The 20,336-nt window shown below is 69.7% G+C and carries 17 protein-coding genes, 1 tRNA gene and 7 pseudogenes; 13 read left to right on the top strand and 12 right to left on the bottom strand.

The genetic code is table 11. The features are described from left to right. The 5 genes and pseudogenes from BJF83_RS20665 to BJF83_RS20645 all read left to right on the top strand — a co-directional run. Positions 1-310, top strand: a 310-nt coding sequence (locus BJF83_RS20665; RefSeq protein ID WP_075927611.1) for a hypothetical protein, incomplete at its 5' end; no start/stop codon positions are given. 206 nt (positions 311-516) lie between these two features. Further along, positions 517-1,256 (top strand): annotated as a pseudogene (locus BJF83_RS20660) (GntR family transcriptional regulator). A 113-nt stretch (positions 1,257-1,369) separates the two neighbouring features. Beyond that, a complete protein-coding gene (locus BJF83_RS20655; RefSeq protein ID WP_075927610.1) occupies positions 1,370-1,777 on the top strand; it encodes a plasmid replication, integration and excision activator in 408 nt (135 codons plus the stop codon). 95 nt (positions 1,778-1,872) lie between these two features. After that, the gene (locus BJF83_RS20650) at positions 1,873-2,121 is read left to right on the top strand and encodes a hypothetical protein (RefSeq protein WP_075927609.1); all 249 of its coding nucleotides are present in this window, start codon (positions 1,873-1,875) and stop codon (positions 2,119-2,121) included. Beyond that, positions 2,121-3,536, top strand: a complete 1,416-nt coding sequence (locus tag BJF83_RS20645) for an FtsK/SpoIIIE domain-containing protein (protein ID WP_075927608.1) — start codon at positions 2,121-2,123, stop codon at positions 3,534-3,536. Before BJF83_RS20650 ends, BJF83_RS20645 begins: the two co-directional genes overlap by 1 nt. Positions 3,537-3,970: 434 nt before the next feature. Here BJF83_RS20645 and BJF83_RS20635 read toward each other — a convergent pair whose 3' ends face one another. Further along, positions 3,971-4,183, bottom strand: coding sequence for a hypothetical protein (locus BJF83_RS20635; protein WP_075927606.1), 213 nt, complete (start codon positions 4,181-4,183; stop codon positions 3,971-3,973). A 68-nt stretch (positions 4,184-4,251) separates the two neighbouring features. Here BJF83_RS20635 and BJF83_RS20630 point away from each other — a divergent pair, with 68 nt between their 5' ends. From BJF83_RS20630 to BJF83_RS29785, 4 genes and pseudogenes are all read left to right on the top strand, one after another. Further along, positions 4,252-5,937 (top strand): replication initiator, encoded by a 1,686-nt coding sequence (locus BJF83_RS20630; protein WP_075927605.1) that lies wholly within the window; start codon positions 4,252-4,254, stop codon positions 5,935-5,937. Beyond that, positions 5,934-6,143: an AlpA family transcriptional regulator gene (locus tag BJF83_RS20625; RefSeq protein WP_075927604.1), complete on the top strand. Its 210-nt coding sequence runs from the start codon at positions 5,934-5,936 to the stop codon at positions 6,141-6,143. The genes BJF83_RS20630 and BJF83_RS20625 overlap by 4 nt, the downstream gene beginning before the upstream one ends. Next, positions 6,047-6,520 (top strand): annotated as a pseudogene (locus BJF83_RS30660) (hypothetical protein); the annotation flags it as partial. The gene BJF83_RS20625 and the pseudogene BJF83_RS30660, both read left to right, overlap by 97 nt. A 415-nt stretch (positions 6,521-6,935) precedes the next feature. Further along, positions 6,936-7,370: a tyrosine-type recombinase/integrase gene (locus BJF83_RS29785; protein WP_262391724.1), complete on the top strand. Its 435-nt coding sequence runs from the start codon at positions 6,936-6,938 to the stop codon at positions 7,368-7,370. Between the two features lie 126 nt (positions 7,371-7,496). On the opposite strand, the gene BJF83_RS20615 is transcribed toward BJF83_RS29785, so the two are convergent. Both BJF83_RS20615 and BJF83_RS20610 read right to left on the bottom strand, forming a co-directional pair. Then, a tRNA-Arg gene (locus BJF83_RS20615) sits at positions 7,497-7,572 on the bottom strand. 222 nt (positions 7,573-7,794) lie between these two features. After that, positions 7,795-9,051, bottom strand: a complete 1,257-nt coding sequence (locus BJF83_RS20610; protein ID WP_075927603.1) for an aspartate aminotransferase family protein — start codon at positions 9,049-9,051, stop codon at positions 7,795-7,797. Positions 9,052-9,209: 158 nt separating this feature from the next. On the opposite strand from BJF83_RS20610, the pseudogene BJF83_RS20605 reads away from it, so the two are divergent. Beyond that, positions 9,210-10,671: pseudogene (locus BJF83_RS20605) on the top strand (NAD-dependent succinate-semialdehyde dehydrogenase). Between the two features lie 83 nt (positions 10,672-10,754). Here BJF83_RS20605 and BJF83_RS20600 read toward each other — a convergent pair. The 5 genes and pseudogenes from BJF83_RS20600 to BJF83_RS20580 form a co-directional block, all read right to left on the bottom strand. Beyond that, on the bottom strand, positions 10,755-11,180 hold the full coding sequence (locus BJF83_RS20600; RefSeq protein ID WP_075927602.1) for an Hsp20/alpha crystallin family protein: 426 nt from the start codon (positions 11,178-11,180) through the stop codon (positions 10,755-10,757). A 188-nt stretch (positions 11,181-11,368) separates the two neighbouring features. After that, a complete protein-coding gene (locus BJF83_RS20595; RefSeq protein WP_075927601.1) occupies positions 11,369-12,046 on the bottom strand; it encodes a GntR family transcriptional regulator in 678 nt (225 codons plus the stop codon). A gap of 50 nt (positions 12,047-12,096) precedes the next feature. Beyond that, positions 12,097-12,845: pseudogene (locus BJF83_RS20590) on the bottom strand (maleate cis-trans isomerase). A 30-nt stretch (positions 12,846-12,875) separates the two neighbouring features. Further along, positions 12,876-13,688 (bottom strand): Asp/Glu racemase, encoded by an 813-nt coding sequence (locus tag BJF83_RS20585; protein ID WP_075927600.1) that lies wholly within the window; start codon positions 13,686-13,688, stop codon positions 12,876-12,878. Positions 13,689-13,764: 76 nt separating this feature from the next. Continuing rightward, positions 13,765-14,247: a DUF3830 family protein gene (locus tag BJF83_RS20580; RefSeq protein ID WP_075927599.1), complete on the bottom strand. Its 483-nt coding sequence runs from the start codon at positions 14,245-14,247 to the stop codon at positions 13,765-13,767. Positions 14,248-14,550: 303 nt separating this feature from the next. Here BJF83_RS20580 and BJF83_RS20575 point away from each other — a divergent pair, with 303 nt between their 5' ends. From BJF83_RS20575 to BJF83_RS20565, 3 genes and pseudogenes are all read left to right on the top strand, one after another. Further along, positions 14,551-15,570, top strand: coding sequence for a D-2-hydroxyacid dehydrogenase (locus BJF83_RS20575; protein ID WP_075927598.1), 1,020 nt, complete (start codon positions 14,551-14,553; stop codon positions 15,568-15,570). 32 nt (positions 15,571-15,602) lie between these two features. Further along, a pseudogene (locus BJF83_RS20570) lies at positions 15,603-17,107 on the top strand (amidase). 178 nt (positions 17,108-17,285) lie between these two features. Next, positions 17,286-17,956: pseudogene (locus BJF83_RS20565) on the top strand (response regulator). Positions 17,957-18,278: 322 nt separating this feature from the next. Here the strand turns inward: BJF83_RS20565 and BJF83_RS29780 are convergent. From BJF83_RS29780 to BJF83_RS31260, 4 genes and pseudogenes are all read right to left on the bottom strand, one after another. Beyond that, positions 18,279-18,641, bottom strand: coding sequence for a sensor histidine kinase (locus BJF83_RS29780; RefSeq protein WP_262391726.1), 363 nt, complete (start codon positions 18,639-18,641; stop codon positions 18,279-18,281). Continuing rightward, positions 18,638-19,003, bottom strand: coding sequence for a histidine kinase (locus BJF83_RS29775; protein ID WP_262391725.1), 366 nt, complete (start codon positions 19,001-19,003; stop codon positions 18,638-18,640). Before BJF83_RS29775 ends, BJF83_RS29780 begins: the two co-directional genes overlap by 4 nt. Positions 19,004-19,021: 18 nt before the next feature. Beyond that, a pseudogene (locus BJF83_RS29770) lies at positions 19,022-19,675 on the bottom strand (GAF domain-containing protein); the annotation flags it as partial. Continuing rightward, on the bottom strand, positions 19,606-19,875 hold the full coding sequence (locus BJF83_RS31260) for a GAF domain-containing protein (RefSeq protein ID WP_394329367.1): 270 nt from the start codon (positions 19,873-19,875) through the stop codon (positions 19,606-19,608). The gene BJF83_RS31260 and the pseudogene BJF83_RS29770, both read right to left, overlap by 70 nt. Positions 19,876-20,336: the final 461 nt, after the last annotated feature.

Raw genomic sequence — 20,336 nt, 5'->3', positions numbered from 1 at the left:
GTCCCCCCAACCGGACGGAACCTCGCTGGTGCAGCGGATCCGATGCGTGCTGCCCGAGACGATCGCGCGACGGCGGCTGCGCATGACCTACGTGGTCGGCCTCTGCCACGAGTTCGACGGGGCCGAGTGCACCCATGTCCGGCACATCGTGCCCCCGGTGCTGTCCTCGACGGACGAGGCGGCAAGCCGTGACGTGGCCCTGGTCGCCGCCGCCTTGGTGGAGGCCGAACGCCGGGCGGTGTGTGGGGCGACTGCGGACAACCTGCGGGTCTACACCGTCGAACGCGCTGATCGCTGGCGCCCCTTCTGAGAACCCCCGCGTGCCCTGACGTCTCTTCGAGACCACGGCGACCAGGCACGCGGGCCTCTTTCTCACACGGTGACGTGCACACCTCCTCCGGTGTGCTTTCCACCGTGTCCCCTGATCGCGTCTGGGGCTCAAATGTGCCCCCGCCTGCTGACAGGGTGAAACCACACAAGTAAGCTACTCGACCATACGAGTACTAGAGTCACCAGGTGGACATCATGTCGAGTCTGGAGTTCGCTCCGCCCAAGTACGTACAGATCGTGCGGGCGATCCAAGAGCGCATCGAAGACGGCACGTACCGGTGGGGGAGATGCTTCCCTCTGAATCCCGGATGGTGCGCGAGTTCGGGGCCGGACGCTCCACAGTGGTGCGGGCCTTGCAGATCCTGAGTATGCAGGGATGGATCGAACGCGAACACGGTCGCGGTTCGTTCGTGCGCGGGGTGCCGCAGCAGAGTTCCGAACGCTCCCATGCCGGGGCCAGTGCCTTCGACGCCTCGGAGGAGGTCGCGCGTAATCGCATCCTGAAGGCGGGTCGCGCTTCCGTGCCCGCTCGCGTTGCTGAGGCGGTCGGTGTGCCCGAGGGGTCTCCGGCGATCACGCGGCAGCGCCTGGTCCTGAACGAGGACGAACCGAGTGAACTGGTCACCCTGTGGTTCCCCCTGGACGTCGCTGAAGGCACCGACCTGGGTGAAGAGCAGCCGATCAGCATCGGTGCGCGTGAACACGTGCAGATGGTCAAGCAGTTGCGGCCCTCCAAGGTCGTGGAACGCCTCTCGGCACGCCTTGCCTCGGACGCTGAACGCGGGGCGCTCGGACTGGACGAGGGGACGCCCGTGCTGGGGATCACCGCTCGGATATTGGATGCCTCGGGTGACGTGATCGCTGTCGCTGAGGTGGTCCTCCCGGGTGACCTGCACGAACTGGAGGACTCCTACCCCGCCGTGTAGACGCGGGCAAACACCGGCCACTTATCTACTTGTCCGATCAAGTCTGGCCGGTTATTCTGACTCCAACTTGACCGAACGAGTGGATGAGTGAACATCACGAGGAAGGCTGATCGATGGCCATTCAGGGTGCGTTGCCGGTGGAGTTCGGAACCGTGTTCCCGCACGGGGCCTTCGCTCTGGGGGTGGAGGCGATCACGGACTTCGAGACCAAGCGTCCGCAGCTGGACAAGGACTCGGGGTTGCCGTTGTGGGCGGTGGACGTGATCGACGCCGACCCGGAGGCGCGGGGCAAGGCCAAGTCGGTCAAGGTCAAGGTCGCCGCCGAAGTGTGCCCGACGCTGCCGGACGAGGTCCCCGGGCTGCCGTTCCGCCCGATCGAATTCGAATCCATGGCTGTGATGCCCTACGTGGACGACAACGGTCGTCGCCCCCGGGTGGCGTACTCCCTGCGGGCTCGGGGCGTGAAGGCTCCCGGTGCTGCCGGTGGTGGTCGTCGCTCCCAGACCAAGGACGCCGCCTGAGGCGTGCATGAAGCGGGGCGGCCTGGTGCTGCAACACCGTGGCCGCCCCTGAATCCCTCCTGCGACTGCGAAATCTCAGAAGAGGTGTCTTCAGTATGTCCGATAACGGACCTGACCTGTCCACTCTGACCGGCGCTGAGCTGGTGCGGTTGTTCCTGGACGCGGTGGACTCGCCGCCCTCCACGGACGCCGAACGCGCCGAGTTCTTCGACTTCAAGGCTCGCGTGTTCGCCCTGCTGGCCGATCGCGGTAACCCGGACGCGGCCCGGTTCGCCGCTCGCGCCCGTGCCGACCGTGATCGGGTCCTGGCTCGGATCGAGGCCGAGATGGGCGGTGAGTTCTGATGCCGTCCAAGGTGGGTGCCACTCAGACGTCCCCGACGTTGCCGTCTCCGGCTCAGGGGGTGCGGTGGACGACTCCGATCGTGGAGACTCCCGGGATCGTCGTGCTCGCCTCGTGGGTGTGGCGGTTGGTCCGGTTCCTGGTCACGTCGCCGTTCCGGTTCCCCGTCATGGTCGCCTCGCTGGCTTCCTCGGCTGCGGCGTGGTGGTGGTTCGGCTGGCTGGGCCTGGCCGTGCTGTGGGCAACCGCCACGGTCACTGCGGTGGTGTGGTGGCGCGTGTGGCCGGACTCCTTCCGGGTCTGCGTCACCCTGCGCCTGTTGGCGTGGTGGCGGCACGTGTTCGTCTACCGTCGGCACTGGCAACCCGTCCTGGTCATCTCCGGCCTGGCCGAGTCCTACCAGGAACGCCGCTACTTGCCCCGCATCCGCCGGGTGGTGTGCACCTCCTGGGCCGACCGGGTCCGGGTGACCCTGGTGGCCGGAACCTCCCCGGCCGACTTCGAGACCCGCGTGGCCGAGCTGGCGCACGGGTTCGGTGCTCCGTCGTGTCGTGTGGTGGTGGAGGGGCCTCGGCGGATCACCCTGGAGTTCCCCCGCCACGACACGTTGGCCGAACCCCTGGCTGCCTTCGACGTTGCGGACGAGGTGGACCTGTTCGCGCTGCCGGTGGGGGTGTGTGAGGACGGGTCCGAGTGGCGGCTGCGGCTCCACGGGACGCATGTGCTGGTGGCTGGGGTGACCGGGTCGGGGAAGGGGTCGGTGATCTGGTCCGCCATCCGTGCCATGCTCCCCGCCGTTGCTGATGGCACGGCACAGGTGTGGGCGATCGATCCCAAGCGGATGGAGCTGTCCTACGGCCGGGGCCTGTTCGCCCGGTACGCCGATGACGGCGAATCCGCGGTGGCCGTGCTGGAACTCGCGGTGGCGGACATGCAGGACCGGGCACGACGCTATGCCGGTCGCCAGCGCTCCCACGTCCCCACCACGGCGGATCCGTTCGTGTTGGTGGTGCTGGACGAGGTGGCGTTCCTGACCGCCTACCACCCCGACCGCGACGTGCGCCGCCGCGCCGAGAACGCGATCGCCACGCTCACCTCGCAGGGGCGTTCGGTCGGGTTCGCGGTCCTGGCCGCTCTCCAAGACCCGCGTAAGGAGGTGATGAACCTGCGCAACCTGTTCCCGGACAAGGTCGCGCTCCGGCTGGACGAGGCATCGCAGGTGGACATGATCCTTGGGGAAGGTGCTCGGGACCGTGGGGCGAACGCGCATCTGATCGACCCGGGGCTTGCCGGGGTGGGCTACGTCCGGATGGAGGGCTCCCCGGCACCGGTACGGGTGCGGGCGGCGTACGTGTCCGACGACGACATCACCGCCATGACCGACGCTTACGGATCTGAGCCTTGGGAGGTGGAGTGATGACCGCGTTTGCGTCGGTACCACTCAGTCCACAGGATCACCAGCGCGAACCAAACCCCCACCCCGGCGAATGCTGCCAACAGACCAACGTGGATCGACAGCATCCCGGACAGCAGCATCCCTGGGAAGCTCGCCCAGAACATGAGGCGTTGTGGTGTGTCCATGACGAAACCCTAGATCGACGTCAGATGGTTCTACAGGGCGGACCCTTCATCGGATGGAGGGGCCTCATGATCCTGCGCTCTACGCATTCGCCGAGTGACCATGAACGCGGTGATCAGGACCAGACCGCAAATGCCGATCCAGACCAACTGGGCAGTCTCGCTCCCGTAAGCAAGCAGAACCATCCAGATCAGGTACGGCAGAACCGTCATGGCTACACGGAACACATCGGATCTGTTCATGACGAAACCCCAGATCGGTTGTGGGCGGGCCTACGGGGTGGATTCCTCCTCCGGGCTCTGGGTGGCCTGGTGTTCCAGGTACTCACGCATCGAGCGCCGGTACTCGCGGGTGTCCCGGATCAGGAACCACAGGAACAGCACCCAGACGAGGGGCAGGACCTTCCACCGGCCGTCCTCGAAGACCCACATGTGCCACCCCAGGAAGGGGATGAAGACCAGGCACCCAATCCAGTGGAAAATCATGCCGGTCCTCGGTCTTTGGGGCTGCATGCGGTGGGGGTCTCCCGCTCTGTGGTCGTGGGGGTGGGTTGATGCCGACTCCTACCGGTAAGTCGACCCGGGCCGAACGGCTCGCGCAACCCCTGGCCCGCGAGGTCGCCGAACAGGTCGCCGCCGACCACGGGGTGTGCATCCGCCCGGTCTCCCTTCGACGCACCGACATCACCACCGGTGCCACCGAGATCATCGACGTCCCGTGCGGGTCCACCCTCGAATCCCGCTGCCCTGCCTGCGCCAAACGGAAACGATCCCTGCGGCGGACGCAGTGTGAGGAGGGCTGGCACCTGGCTTCTGAACCGGTGGTGGAGCCTGACCCGCCGTCCGAGGTGCAACGCTCCTGGGTGGAACAGCGCGCCGTGATCACCGCCGAACGCGACCGACTCGCCTCCACAGGTTCGGCGTCGGCTGAGGATCTGGCCGAACTGGACGCGACCATCGCGGACCTGGACGAGGAGATCACCGCTTCCGGCCTCCGGGGTTCGGTGACCCGCTCGGGCTCCTCCTCGTCGGGGTCACGTCGGGTGCGCTCCACCAAGCGGCGTCAGGACGTCCCGGACCTTCCCAAGCGACCCATGACCAGGAAGACGGTCGGGCGGGCCTACACCGACCCCAACACCGGCCGGACCTTCCGACCGTCACTGTTCATCACCCTCACCCTCGACTCCTACGGCCGTGTCCGCTCGGACGGGACCCCGGTGGATCCGACGACGTACGACTACCGGCGGGCGGCTCGGGACGCGCTGCACTTCTCCAAGCTCGTGGACCGGTTCGTGCAGAACCTCCGCCGGGTCGCCGGATTCGACGTGCAGTACTTCGCGGCCGTCGAACCCCAACGCCGGTTGGCCCCACATCTGCACATGGCCACCAGGGGAACGATCCCCCGGGCCGAGCTGCGCCAGATCGCCGCCGCGACCTACCACCAGGTGTGGTGGCCGAACGTCGATCACGTGGTGTTCGAGGGTGACCACCTGCCGGTGTGGGACGAAGCGACAGGTGTCTATGTCGACCCGTCGACCGGCGAACTCCTGCCCACCTGGGACGAGGCACTGGACGTCCTGGACGAGGCCCCGGACGCGCAGCCTCATCACGTGGTGAAGTTCGGCCGACAGGTGGACGCCAAAGGCGTGGTTGCTGGGTCGGCGGACGCGGACCGGTGCGTCCGGTACCTGGCCAAGTACCTGACCAAGGACATCGCCGAGTGCCACAAGGTCGAAACCCTCTCCCAGGAACAGCACGTGGACCGGTTGTTGGACGCGTTGCGGTTCGAACCGTGCTCGCCCCGGTGCGCGAACTGGCTCCGCTACGGCATCCAACCCGACCAGCCCAAAGCGGGCCTTCGTCCGGGGTTCTGCCGGTCCAAGGCACACCGCCGCGAACACCTGGGCTACGCCGGACGGCGGGTCCTGGTCTCCCGCAAGTGGTCGGGCAAGACCCTCGCCGACCACAAGGCGGACCGGCTGGCCTGGGTCCTGGACGCGCTGGGGATCGACCCGAACAACGAGGGCCAGGAGGACGAGAACGATCCATCCTCACGGGCGCTGACCTCGGTCAATTCCGGCCGATTCGCGTGGGAACTCGCGCGTCCGACCGATCCGGACGTGGCTCCCCGGGAACGGCGGCTACTCCGGGCGGTCGGTGAGTCCCTCAAACGTCGTGCACAACTGGACGCGGCACGGCAGAACGATCATTCGGCAACGCACGAGACGAGGGCCGCATGACCCACACGACAACCACTCAGACCGTTCCTCATGCGCGTACCGGGGCTGCCTTGTGGTCGGTGAAGGACACCGCCGCCTACCTCGGTGTTCCAGCGAAGACGCTCTACGAATGGCGGTACAAGGGCGATGGCCCTCCTTCCCATCGCGTCGGTCGGTACGTGCGCTACCTCCCGGACGAGGTCCACGCCTGGGTCCGATCCCGCTAACCCTCCACCCCCTGAAAGGAAGCCCCCTGATGGCTCGCGCGTGGGTCTACGACCGCACGAAGGACAAGACGTACAACGAGGCCGTGAGGAAGGCCAAGGACGCCAAACGCACACCGCCCGCCCGCTGGATGGTCCGCTACTACGACCCCTCCGGCAAGATCAAGAGCGGCGGAACCTTCAAGAAGAAGCCGGACGCCGAGAAGCGACAGACCGAGATCGAGAACAGCCTCCACGAGGGCTCCTACCGCAACCCGCACGACGGCAAGGTGACGGTGGGGGAGATGGCCGAGAAGTGGCTGACCGCCCGAACGGACATCAAGCGCTCGACCTGGTGGAAGTACCGCGCACTCCTCGACACCCACGTCCTTCCCCGTTGGGGAGACCTCCCGCTCTCGGCAGTGCACACCGAGGACGTCGCCGTCTGGGTGGCCCAGCTCCAGAAGCCGCGGGACGAGGGCGGCGCCAACCTGGGATCCTCCCAGACCCGGCTGGCACACGGGGTCCTGGCGATGGTCCTGGGCTGGTGCGTCCCCCGCCGTATCCCGACCAACCCGGCCCGGGGCGTTCCGCTCCCCAAGCCCTCCGAGGCCGAACACGTCTACCTCGACCACGACCAGGTGGAACGGCTCGCGAACGCCGCCGCGTCCCTGCGCACCGCCTACGACCAGGTGGCCGCGTCCGCCCACAACAACCGCGCGTTGATCCTCCTGCTCGCCTACACCGGCCTGCGCTGGAACGAGGCCGCAGCCTGCGGGTCGCAGGGTGGATCTGTCCCGTCGGCGGATCCGCGTCGTGACCGCCTTCGCGGAAGTCGAAGGCGCGCTCATCGAGCAGCTTCCGAAGACGGGCAAGTTCCGTACGGTCCCGATCCTGCCGTTCCTGGCCGAGGAACTGCGGCCGTTCGTCGACGGCCGGCCGGATGACGCGCTGGTCTTCACCACCCGCCGCGGTGCCGCGCTGCGGCTGCGCAACTGGCGCAACCGGGAGTTCGGCAAGGCGGTCACGGCGGCCAAGCTCGACGGCATGGGCCTGACTCCGCACAAGCTCCGGCACACCGCCGCGTCGCTCGCCATCGCGGCCGGGGCGGACGTGAAGGTGGTCCAAGCGATGCTTGGCCACGCCACCGCGACCATGACCCTCGACCGCTACGGGCACCTGTTCCCCGACCGCCTGGACGAGGTCGCCGAAGCGATGGACGCGGCCCGGTCGCGGGTGCTCGCCGCCTGAGGGGGCACCGACGCCATGTGCACTGAATGTGCATCGCGGCTCCGGAGACGGCCCTCCTCGGGGCACAAAAGAAACCGCCGGGCCTGTGTGGTGTCCAGGTCCGGCGGTATCTCCACTGTCTCAAGGTGGCGCACTCGGGAGGACTCGAACCCCCAACCTTCTGATCCGTAGTCAGATGCTCTATCCGTTGAGCTACGAGTGCAGGTCTTCAGTTGTGTGTCGCCCGGATGGCGATGCCCCGTGGCGACGTCTCCGACTCTATCACGCGCTGGGGAGGGCCTCGCGCCAATTTCCGGTGTGACCAAGGACATGGGGCTTCTCCCGGGCCCCGTCGAGGGGCTCGGCGACCAGTGGACGTCCCGAGACGCGTCCGCTCCCGGGGCGGAGCCCCGTTGACACCCACCCCGGGACGGACGGCCGCGGCTCAGCTCCGGGTCGCCTCCTCCACCGAGGCCGCCCACAGGGAGACCGCGGTGTCGACCTGCTCCCCGTTGACCACCAGCGGCGGGATCATCCGGACCACGTTCCCGGCCGGGCCGCAGGTCAGCAGGAGGAGCCCGTTCCTCGCGGCGGCCTGCTGGGCCCGCAGCGCGGTCGCTGCGTCGGGGGAGCCGTCGGGCGCGGTGAACTCGCTGGCCAGCATCAGACCCCGCCCGCGCACGTCCCCGATCGCGGGGTGGGCCTCCGCGACCTTCTCCAGGCCCTGCCGCAGCCGTTCACCCATGCGCGCCGAGTTCTCCACCAGACCCTCGTCCTGGATCACGTCCAGCGTGGCGATCGCCGCGGCACAGGACACCGCGTTGCCGCCGTAGGTCCCGCCCTGCGAGCCTGGCCACGCCTTGGCCATGATCGACTCCGGGGCCGCGATCGCCGAGAGCGGGAAACCGCTCGCCAGCCCCTTGGCGGTGATGACGATGTCCGGCCGCACGCCGGAGCGGTCGTGCCCCCAGAACGTCCCGGTCCGTCCGAACCCCGTCTGCACCTCGTCCATGACGAGCAGGAAGCCGTGCTGGTCCGCGCGCTCGCGCAGTCCCTGGAGGAAGGAGTCCGGCGCGGGGACGTAGCCGCCCTCGCCCAGGACCGGCTCGATGAACACCGCCGCGGTGTCCCTGGGCGAGCTCACCGTCGCGAACTGGTAGTCGAGCTCGCGCAGCGCGTGGGCGACGGCTTCGTCCTCGGACATCCTCAGCCGGTAGGCGTACGGGAACGGAGCGACGACCACCCCGGGCACGAGGGGGCCGATCCCCGCGCGAATCTTCACGCCCGACGTGGTCAACGACGCCGCGCCCATGGTCCGCCCGTGGAAGGACCCCTGGAACACGATCACGTTCTGCCGCCCCGTCGCCTGCCGTGCCAGGCGCAGCGCGGCCTCCACGGCCTCGCTGCCGGAGTTGACGTAGAACAGTCGGTCGACGCCCTGGGGAAGCACCTCTTCGAGCCGCTCGGTGAGTCGCAGGAGTGGACGGTGCATCACGGTGGTGTACTGGCCGTGGACGAGTGTGGCGACCTGCTCCTGGGCGGCGGCCACCACCCTGGGGTGGCAGTGGCCGGTGCTGGTCACGCCGATGCCCGCGGTGAAGTCGAGGTAGCGGCGGTCGTCCTCGGCGTAGAGGTAGACGCCCTCACCGCGTGCCGCGAGGACGGGGGTCGCCTGCTTGAGGATCGGGGAGAGCTCCGCCATGCGCTGTCTCACTTCCCTGTTGCATGTTCCGTAGGATTGTTGACAATCGACAGTGCTATGGAAGCATCCGTGTCGGGCGGTGTCCAGAGGGCTCACGCCGGGCGGTTCCGGCCACGGGCGGTCGACCCGGGTCGGTACGTGACTGGAGAGTGGGAAACATGTCGGATCAGGAAGCACGGGTCGTCGCACAGGTGGACAAGCGGCTCTTTCTCGGCGGCCAGTGGCGCGACGCCGCGTCCGGGGCCACGTTTCCGGTGGAGGACCCCTCGACCCGGGAGACGTTGTGCGAGGTGGCCGACGCGGGCAAGGAGGACGCCCTCGCCGCCCTCGACATCGCCCAGCGGACCCAGCGCGAGTGGGCCGCGGTGGCTCCCAGGACCCGCGGCGAGATCCTGCGCGGCGGCTACGAGTTGCTCATGGAGCGCCAGGAGGACCTGGCCGTCCTCATGACCCTGGAGATGGGCAAACCGCTGCCCGAGGCGCGGGGTGAGGTCGCCTACGCCGCCGAGTTCCTGCGCTGGTTCTCCGAGGAGGCCGTGCGTATCGAGGGCGGCTTCTCGACATCGCCGGACGGTAGGTCGCGCTTCCTCATCATGCGCCAGCCCGTAGGCCCCTCGATGCTCATCACCCCCTGGAACTTCCCCATGGCGATGCACCCGCAAGATCGGCCCCGCGATCGCGGCCGGGTGCACGATGATCCTCAAGCCCGCCCACCAGACCCCGCTGTGCGCCCTCGCGTTGGCGGGCGTCCTGGCGGAGGCCGGACTCCCCGAGGGCGTCCTCAGCGTCATCCCCACCACATCACCCGGGGCCGTCACCGAGCCCCTGCTGAGCGACGGCCGTATCCGCAAGCTCTCCTTCACCGGCTCGACGGCGGTCGGGCGCAGGCTCCTCGAACAGAGCGCCGGCCAGGTCCTGCGCACCTCCATGGAGCTGGGCGGCAACGCGCCCTTCCTGGTCTTCGACGACGCCGACCTCGAAGCCGCCGTGGACGGCGCGTTGCTCGCCAAGATGCGCAACATCGGGGAGGCCTGCACGGCCGCCAACCGCATCTACGCCCAGTCCGGTGTGGCCGCCGAGTTCGCGGCGCGGCTCAGCGAGCGCATGGGCGCTCTGCGGTTGGGGCGCGGCGTGGACGAGGGCGTCCAGGTCGGTCCGCTGATCGACGACAAGGCTCGTCAGAAGGTCCAGGGGCTCGTGGACGACGCGGTCGGCAGGGGAGCGCGCGTACTGGTCGGCGGCGGGCCCGGCGAGGGGCCCGGGCACTTCTACCAGCCGACGGTGCTCGCCGACGTGCCCATGGACAGCGAACTCTCGTCCACCGAGATCTTCGGGCCCGTCGCTCCCGTGCTCACCTTCGAGACGGAGCAGGAGGTGCTGGCGGCCGCCAACGACACCGAGTTCGGCCTGGTCAGTTACCTCTACACCCGCGACCTGAACCGTGCGCTGCGGGTCAGCGAGCGGCTGGAGACGGGGATGGTCGGGCTCAACCAGGGCATTGTCTCCAACCCCGCCGCACCGTTCGGCGGGGTGAAGCACTCCGGTCTGGGCCGCGAGGGCGGCCGTGTGGGTATCGAGGAGTTCCTGGACACCAAGTACGTGGGCATCGGCGGGCTCTGACCCCGAGGGGGCCGACCGGTCGACGGGTGTGGCCGGATCCGGGGTGCATGGGGCCGCACGGCGTGTGCGGCCCCGTCCTCCGGTCAGGCCCTGATGGCGGCGGCCTCCCGGTCGGCGCCGTGGCCGACCGAGATCTTGCGTGCCTTGCTCTTCTCGGCCACCGGGATGCGCAGCGTGAGTACACCGTCTTCGTAGTGCGCGTCGATGTGCTCGGTGTCGAGGGCGTCGCCGAGGAAGACCTGGCGGGTGAACGTGCCGCTCGGGCGCTCGTGCACGATCGGTTCGACGTCGTCGCGGCGCGGGCCGGGGCGCTCGGCCTTCACGGTGAGCACGTTGCGCTCGACCTCCAGGTCGATGCTCTCGTGGGAGACACCGGGCAGGTCGAAGTGGACCACGAAGTCGTCGCCGTCACGGTGGGCGTCCATCGGCATGACCGCCGGACGGCCGCTCTCCAGAAGCCGCTGGGCGAGCCGGTCGAACTCACGGAACGAGTCGGTGCGCATCAACATCACTCTTCACCTCCAGGCATCGTCGACGTTGTCGTCGGTGACTTGATGCGATCACGCTCAACTTTATTGATCAGGTCCGTCTTGTCAAGTGCGCTACACGCGAGCGCGGGCGGAACCCCGAAGGATTCCGCCCGCGCCCGCGTACGGTGTTCATGACAGCGCCCTGAGCCGCGGCCCAGGGCGGATCCCTACACTCCGGCCCCCGGCGGCTCCGTGTTGATGCGTTCGGCCGTGTCCAACATGTGTGACTCGATCAGATCGAGCAACCGCTCCTCGGCCCCGTCGACAATGGCGTCGAGGATGCGGCGGTGCTCGTCGAGGATCTCCTCGGGCTCCGGGTACACGTCCTGCATGACGGTCAGGCACATGCGGGTCTCCACCAGGAGCGTCTGGGCCATGCGCTCCAACCGGCTGTTGCCCGAGCAGCTCACGAGCGTCTGGTGGAAGGCCTGGTCCGCGTCGCTCATCGCCGTCCGGTCCCGGCTCCGCGCCGCCTCGGCCAGCCGGTCCAGCGCGGGGGTGAGGCGGGCCAGGGCCTCGCCGCGGTTTCCACGCATGATCAGCTCGCACGCGGCGCGCTCCACGGCGAGCCTGGCCACGTAGACGTCCCGTACGTCGCCCGGGGTGAGCTCGCGCACGAACAGGCCCCTGTGCCGTTCGCCGCGCAGGAGCCCCTCCTGGACGAGCCGCTGCATGGCCTCCCGGAGCGGACCGCGGCTCACCCCCAGTTGCCCCGCGAGCTCGGCCTCTCCGAGCTGGTCCCCCGGTGCCAGAGATCCGTACATGATCGCGGACCGCAGCTGGTCGGCGATCAGTTCGACGGTCGAACGCCGGGGCACGGGTCTCAGTTGACCTGGGGCGGGCATGGGCCGCACTCCTTTCGTCGCGGACAAGGGGTCCGGGGTGTCGTCAGAGGCTAACGGGCGGCCAGCGCGCTGGTGACCGCGGCGGCACCGGAACGGAACAGGGTGCCCGGTCCCGACCTGGCCTCCGTCGCACCGGCCAGCCGCATGCCCTCCCAGATGCTCACCTGGTTGGCGGTGAGCACGGTCTTGCCGATGAGGGCCTCCATCGGTTCGATGAGGTCAGCGCTGTGCAGCGCGGTGTCCGGGACCAGGATCGCCTCGGCGCGCGGGTGGTCGTTGGAGATGACGAAGTCCAGGACCTCGTCCGGGTCCAGGAGCCGACCTCGGCGGCCGTGTCGATCCCGTGGCTGGCCAGCGAGAGCACCGAGACGCCGGCCTCGCCGAGGAAGTCCACGAAGTGCCGCGCGACGTCGTCCGGGTAGGTGGCGGCGATCGCGACCCGGGTGACGCGCAGCTGGCGCAGGGCGTGCACGAACGCGAACGAGGTGCTCGACGCGGGCACCCCGGCGATGTTGCCCACCCCTTGGACCTGTTTGCGGGCGCCTTCCCACCCGAACACGAAACTGCCGCTGGTGCACGCCCAGACGGCGGCGTCCACGCCCATCCCCGCCAGTTCGCGGGCACCCGCCGCCAGGACGTCCTCACCCCCGACGTCGAGCAGGGCGTCCACGCGGTGGGCGTCCTCGCGCATGAGCGTGTGGACGACGGAGAGTTCCACGTCGCCGCCGAGCATGGCGGCGAAGGTGCCGTAGTCGTCCTCGGCGCTGTAACCGGGGTAGAGGAATCCGACTCGGGTCATGGCGCTCCTTCGGGTGGGTGTGGCCGGAGGTCACACGGCACTGGGTGCCGTGACGTCGAGCAGACTCTGTCCACGGGCGACGGCCTGTCGGTTGGCTTCCCTCATCACCGCCCACATGGTCACCTGGTTGGCCGCGATCACCGGCTTGCCCAACTCTCGCTCCAGCGGCGCGATGATGTCGTAGGTGAGGACGTTGGTGCAGCTGATGAAGACGCCCTGGGCGTCCGGGCGGTCCGCCGCGTGCACCGCCTGGGACACCTCCGCGTAGGTGACCCGCCAGATGTGGCTGAGCAGGCCGAGCCCCACGCTGGAGGTCACCTCGACGCCGTGTTCGCCCAGGAAGGCCAGGAGCCGGTCGGTCACGCTGTCCACGTACGGGGTGACGACCGCGATCCGGCGGAGGTCGAGCGCGCCGAGCGCCTGGACGAGGGCGCCCGACGTGGTGACGGCCGCCGGAGCTCCGGCGGCCACCATGGTTCGGTGCAGGCGGCGCTCGCCCTCGGCGCCGTGCACGAAGCTGCCGGAGGCGCACGCGTAGCCGATGGCGAGCGGTTCGGGAGCGAGGAGCGCGCGGACCGCGGGGTCGACGTTCTCCTCCGTGCTCAGGGCCGCCGCCTGGTCCACCGTGACGGGAACGTGCACGTACGGCAACCGCGTGACGTGCAGTGAGACGTCGTCCGGTGTCCACCGCCACAGCTCCCGGTCGAGGGCGAAGTCGTAGGGCGCGATGACGCCGACCCCCGACTGCCAGGGTGTCTGCTGTGCCGCGGCCAGTTCGACGACCTGGTGCTCGGCACCGGTGCCTCGGCGGGCACGGGGATTCCATCGGTCCGCATTGGTCACTCACCTCCCGGAGAATGTGTGGGTTCGCATGGATATGGGCGTGGCGAGGGCCGTACGGTCGGTGGAACGCGGCCGGTCAACGTTCGAGACGCTCGTACAGGAGGCGTTCGCCGACGCTGCCGGAGCGCCAGACGTCGTTGCACGCCTCGGCCATGGCCGGCAGGTTCTCCACGACCGCGGCGAAGACGTTTCCCGGGACCCAGCCGACGTCGCCGTTGAGCAACAGGTTGTTGCGTCCGTAGAAGAGCGCGAGGTCGATGACGCCGGGCAGGTGGTCGATCCCCTTGTCCTCCTTGAAGGAGCGGTCGAGCATCCCGCCGTCGAAGGAGAAGTAGACGATGTCCCCGGGGACCGGGGTGACGGTGGGGTTCTCCAGGCCGGGTTCGGTCTTGGCGAACCGCGGGACCATGGTGTAGACCTCGTTGCGCGCGTACTTGGCGTGCTGGACGGCGTCGCCCTGTGGGAGCGCGTTCCAGACCGCGTCGCAGGTGCGCGGAGCGTCCTTCTCCAGGAGTTCGGCCACGCAGGATACTCCGCGTTTGGCCAGTGTGATGGTCATGTACCTGGGCAATGGCTGTCCCTTCGACGGCGGCGCGTGAGCGTGGCTCGGGGCGCGGACCAACGGAGGTGTTGATTGTCGACAATCCTATGGTTTACAGGTCTCGCGCGGCAATAGGTGCGCGCGGGTCGGGTATCCCGAACCTCGCTGGAGTGGCCGAGAAGGCCCGTTTCGCCGCAGAACAACCGGTTTGTGGATTGTTGACAATCCTATGTCAGCTCCCTAGCGTTTCTCGTGCAGGGCGGACCAGCCACCACCCCAGACGACACAGCAGACCCTCGTCGCCCAACGGAGTGCACGCCCGTGAACAGTCCCAACAGGTCGAACCGGCCCCGGCTCCTCGTTCTCCGCGGGGAGGACCTCCCGCCCGGACACGATCGCATCGACGACCACCCCGGCCTGGGGGAGGTCGTCTACACCACCGCCGATGAGTTGCCCACCCGTCTGCCCGGAACCGACCTGCTCCTGGTCTGGGACCTCTTCTCCGAGGCCCTCGCCTCCGCGTGGCCCAAAGCCGACGCGCTGAGGTGGGTCCACGCCGCCACGACCGGAGTGGACAACCTCGTGTTCCCCGGCATGGTCGACAGCGACGTCGTGCTCACCAACTCGCGCGGGATCTTCGAGCAGCCCATCGCCGAGTACGTCGTCGGCCAGGTGATCGCGTTCGCCAAGGACTTCCACCGCAGCTGGGACCTCCAGCGCGAGCGCCGCTGGCGGCACCGCGAGACCGAGCGGGTGGCGGGGCGGCGCGCGCTGGTCGTGGGCACCGGACCGATCGGCCGCGCCGTCGGCCGGGGGCTCGCCGCGATGGGCATGGACGTGCACGCCTCCGGAAGCCGCGCGCGCTCCGGCGACCCCGACTTCACCTCCGTGGTCGAGTCCAGCCTCGCCGAGCGCGGAGCCGACGGCGGGGCCACCCTGGTCTCAGCGCTGCCCGGAGCCGACTACGTGGTCGTCGCGGCGCCGCTCACCGACACCACCCGCGGACTCGTGGACCGCCGCTTCCTCCACCTCATGAAGCCCACCGCGCGCCTGATCAACGTGGCGCGCGGGCCCATTGTCGTCCAGACCGACCTGGAGGCCGCCCTCGCGGAGGGCCGGATCGCCGGAGCCGGGCTGGACGTCTTCGACGACGAACCACTGGCGGCCGACTCCCCGCTGTGGGAACTGCCCGGCTCCGTCGTCTCGCCGCACATGTCCGGTGACGTCGTCGGCTGGCGGGAGGACCTGGTCGACCTGTTCCTGGACAACCTCGCCCGCTACCTCGACGGGCGTGACCTGCTCAACGTCGTCGACAAGAGCCGTGGCTACGTGCCCGGCTGACCCGTGACCACGGTGTGACCTGGGAGGCTGAAGTGACGATCCGTGCCGATCGGACCGAGATCGGAGGGAACGGTGCGGCTGTCGGTGCGAGCCGGCCGTTCCCGGAGGCGCCGCGCGTCCGAGGCGACGCGCCCACCGGCCCGGCCGACCTGTCCGCCGAACAACTCCTCACCGCCTACGCGTCGGGAGAGCTGTCCCCGGTGGAGGCCGTCGACGCCGTCCTGGCGCGCATCGAGCAGGACAATCCCGCGTTGAACGCGTTCTGCCTGGTCCGCCCGGAGGAGGCGCGCGAGGCGGCCAAGCGTCCGCCGAGCGTTGGCGCCGCGGGGAGCCCGCCGGCGCCCTGGACGGGGTCCCGACCTCGGTCAAGGACGTCCACCTCACCCGGGACTGGCCCACCCTGCGGGGCTCGGTCACCACGGCCCAGGGCGGCCCGTGGGTCGAGGACTCCCCGGTGACCGCCCGCCTGCGCGAACAGGGCGCGGTGTTCGTCGGCAAGACGACCACGCCCGAACTCGCGTGGAAGGGGGTCACCGACTCCCCGCTCACCGGGATCACCCGCAACCCGTGGGACCTGGCCACCACCCCTGGCGGTTCCAGCGGCGGGTCGGCGGCGGCGGTGGCGGCCGGAATGGGACCGCTCGCCACCGGGACCGACGGCGGCGGCTCCATCCGCATCCCGGCGAGCTTCACCGGGGTCTGCGGAATCAAGCCGACCTGGGGCCTGGTGCCGCACTACCCGGCCAGCCCCTTCGGCTCCCTCGCGCACACCGGACCGCTGACCCGCACGGTCGGCGACATGGCGCTGATGCTGGAGTGCGTCACCGGACCCGACCCCCGCGACTGGGCCGCGCTGGCACCGCCCGCGCCGGGGCTGGCCGACGTCCGGCGCCGCACGGACGCCGAAGAGCTGGTACGCGGGATGCGCGTCGCCTACAGCCCCACCCTGGGCGGGCTCGACGTCGACCCCGAGGTGTCCCGGACCGTCGCGGAAGCGGTCACGGTGTTCGAGGGACTGGGCGCCCTGGTGGAGGAGGTCGACCCCGGGCTGCCCCCGTCCAGGCACGAGTTCGAGGTGCTCTGGTACTCGGGCGCGGCCAAGGCCACCGAGGCGCTCACCGACCGGGAGCGCGACCTGCTGGACCCCGGGCTCCGGGAGATCGTCCAGGAGGGGCTGACCCTCTCGGCGCAGGACTACCTCACCGCGATGGCCCTGCGGATGGCGATGGGCGCCCGGATGGGGCGGTTCCACACCGACTACGACCTCCTGCTCACGCCGGCCACCCCGACCGTCGCCTTCGAGGCGGGCCTGGAGTCTCCACCGGAGCTGGCGGGGCGGCGGTGGACGTCGTGGGCGGGGTTCAGCTACCCCTTCAACATGACGCAGCAGCCCGCGGCGAGCGTCCCGTGCGGCTTCTCCGAGTCCGGCCTGCCGGTCGGCCTCCAGATCGTCGGCCCCCGGCACGCCGACGCCCGCGTCCTGGCGGCCTGTCGGGCGTTCGAACTGGCCCGCCCGTGGGCGGATCGGAGGCCGTAGCCGTATCCTCACCACACGTCGTCAGGTGGTGCCCTCCCCGGGCCGCGTGAATCGTCCCTTTCCGGGACTTTCGCCCGGGGAACTTCGTGCCATAGGACCCGTACACCGATCCCGGTAGGCGCTACGGTCTAGGGCGGAGTGGTGTCTGACCCGCGAGACACAGGATGGGGATGGGCGGATGACGGGCGGCGGAACCGAGGACGCTCGGGAGCGGATCAGGGTCTTCCTCGTGGACGACCACGAGGTGGTCCGCCGTGGTGTGGCGGCGCTCCTGGAGACCGAGGACGACATGACCGTGGTCGGCGAGGCGGGGACCGCGGAGCAGGCGCTCGCCCGGATCCCGGTGGTGCTGCCGGACGTCGCCGTGCTGGACGTGCGGCTGCCCGGTGGATCGGGCGTGCAGGTCTGCAGGGAGATTCGGTCCGACCACCCGGAGATCGCCTGTCTCATGCTCACCTCGTTCGCGGACGAGGACGCGCTCTACGACGCGGTCATGGCGGGCGCCGCGGGATACGTGCTCAAACAGATCCACGGCGCGGACCTCGTCGGGGCCGTGCGGACGGTGGCCTCGGGCGGGTCGCTGCTGGACTCGGGCAGCACGGGAGCGATGCTCGAACGCCTGCGCGGGTCCCAGACCGAACCCGACCCGCTGGCCGAGCTGACCCCGCAGGAGCGCCAGATCCTCGACCTCATCGGCGAGGGCCTGACCAACCGGCAGATCGGGGAGCGGCTCTACCTCGCGGAGAAGACCGTCAAGAACTACGTCTCCGCGCTGCTGTCCAAGCTCGACCTCAAGCGTCGCACCCAGGCGGCGGTCCTGTCGCCGAACTCCGAGGACGGCGTTACTAGGCGCGTGCCGTGGATGCCGTCCGCCGCGAGGCCGTCGTCGGTCGCGGCGCGAGCCGGGTCTGCGACGCGGTCACCGATGACGAGGGCTCGATCCAGTGCCGCGGGACCCCGAGGGCCACGGGTCCCGCTGATGGTTTCCCTGCCCGGGCGGGCGGGCGACACTGCGGTGGGGCTCTTCGACCGCGCTCCCGCGAGCCCACGAGCGTTCGGCCGACCGCGTGTGGTGACCTGCCCGAGCGAGCCGGCGAATCCGAGACCACTCCTCGGCGTCGCTCAGCGGGTGAGTCGGACCCGCCGGAGAATCCACCGCACACCCGCACGCTCAGTAGTAGTCCAGCGGTCGCTCCTCGGTGTCGGGAACGGGCACCTTCCACGTGAGCACCGTGCCCGCGGACGCGCCCCGGGCCGCCGTGAATCCGCCGCCCAGGGCCTGGGCGCGTTCGTCGAGGTTGCGCAGTCCGCTGCGGCGGCCCTCCGCGGGCAGCCCCACGCCGTTGTCGGTCACCGTCAGGGTCAGTGCGGTGGGACGCCCGGTGGTCGCCGACTCCTCCACGACCACGGACACGTGCACCTCGCTCGCGCGCGCGTGCCGGGCCACGTTGCTCAGCCCCTCGCCGAGGACCGCGAGCAACTGCTCGCCGATCTCGTCGGGCACGGACGCGTCGATCGGACCGTCCAGACTCACCCCCGGGTGGCAGCCCAGGGTGTGCGCCGAGTTCTCCGCCAGCCGCAGGATGCGCCGCGCAGCGAGGTGTCCTCGCGGCTCGGCGGGTTCTGCAGCGCGAAGATGGTCGAGCGGATCTCCCGGATGGTGGAGTCCAGGTCGTCGATCGTGCGCCGGACCCGTTCCTCGGCCTCCGACGAGTCGATCAGTCGCATGGTGCTCATCAGAGTCATCGCTGACGCGAACAGCCGCTGGATCACCACGTCGTGCAGGTCCTTGGCGATGCGGTCCCGCTCCTCCAGGACGACCAGCCGTTCGTTGTCGCCCCGTGCCTCGGCCAGCTCCAGGGCCACCCCGACCTGCACCGCGAAGCCGTGGAGCATGCGTCGTACGGTCGGGCCGAACGGTGACCGGTCGTCGAGCTTGCCGAGTAAGAGGACGCCGCGGGTGTTGTTCGGGGTCCCCATCGGCACCGCCAGCCCCGGACCGTAGCCGTGGGTGAGCATCGGGCAGCCCGAACGGGCCAGGTCGGGGATGCTCGCGGGCTCGCCGCTCTCGTACACCTCGCCGCACGGGGTGCCTTCGACCTCGACCGGCGTCCCGAGGACTTCCTGGGCGGTGTGGCCGTCCGCGATCTCGGCGAACAGGTGTCCCCGGGCACGGGGGTCGGGGAGCAGGACCACCGCGATGTCGGCGTCGCCGATCTCCCGTGCCTGGGCGGCCATGTGGGCGAGGACCAGGCCGGTGTCGGCCCCTGAGAGCAGTCGCGTGGTGATCTCGGTCGACGCGGCCAGCGACCGTTCGCGCAGCCGCGCCTCCTCGTACAGGCGCGCGTTCTCGATCGCCACGCCCGCCGCCGTCGCGAGCGCCTTGACGACCGTCTCGTCCTCCTCGTCGAACGCGCCGCCGCCCGCTTTCTCCGTCAGGAACAGGTTGCCGAGCACCTCGTCGCGCACCCGGACGGGGACGCCGAGGAAACTCGACATCATCGGGTGCCGACGGGGAAGCCCGCGAAGTCGGGGTGGTTCCGCAGGTCGGTCATGCGCACCGGTGCGCCGTCGGCCAGGGGCGCGGCCAGCACGCCCCGGCCGTGGGGAGACCTGGTGATCCGCTCGGCCTGGCCCCGGGTCATGCCCACCGAGACGAACTCCGTGAACGCGCCGTCCTCGTCGACGACGCCCAGTCCGGCGTACCGCGCGCCGATCAGTTCCGCCGCTGCCTCGGTGAGGCGGCGGAGCACCGTGGTCAGGTCCATGTCGCCCCCGATGGCCAGCACTGCCCGCAGCAGGGACCGTATCCGGCCCTGGGCCGACAGGCCCGGGTCGAGGTGCGTGCGCACCTCCGTGAGCAGGTCGTCCAGGTGAGCGGGGGACCGCGGAGGACTCTGGGGGATCTCGGTCATGTGGTGGTCAACCTCCGCAGAGCCAGGTCGGGGCACTCTGTAGGCAATTGCGCGTTTTTCTTCGGGTGCAATGGTCGAATTGTCGTTGGTTTTACCCCGGTGCGCCACAGCCGAGCGGGGCGGACGCGGGTTCCGGTGCGGGGAATTCCTGGGGGAATCCCGGTGTCGGCCGCGCAATTCATGCTAACGTCGCGGTCAGCGGTTGGCAGGAGGGTTGGGGTGCCCCGAGGTTTCCGGACAGAGATCCAATACGATGATCCTGTAAGGAAACGAGGGGAAAATTGGGCAGGGCAAGCAAATACTCACCGGAGTTC

The organism is Nocardiopsis sp. CNR-923 (assembly GCF_001942255.1).
Lineage (GTDB): Bacteria > Actinomycetota > Actinomycetes > Streptosporangiales > Streptosporangiaceae > Nocardiopsis.
The sequence above is the reverse complement of the archived record's forward strand: the minus strand, read 5'-3'. Positions and strand labels throughout refer to the sequence as shown.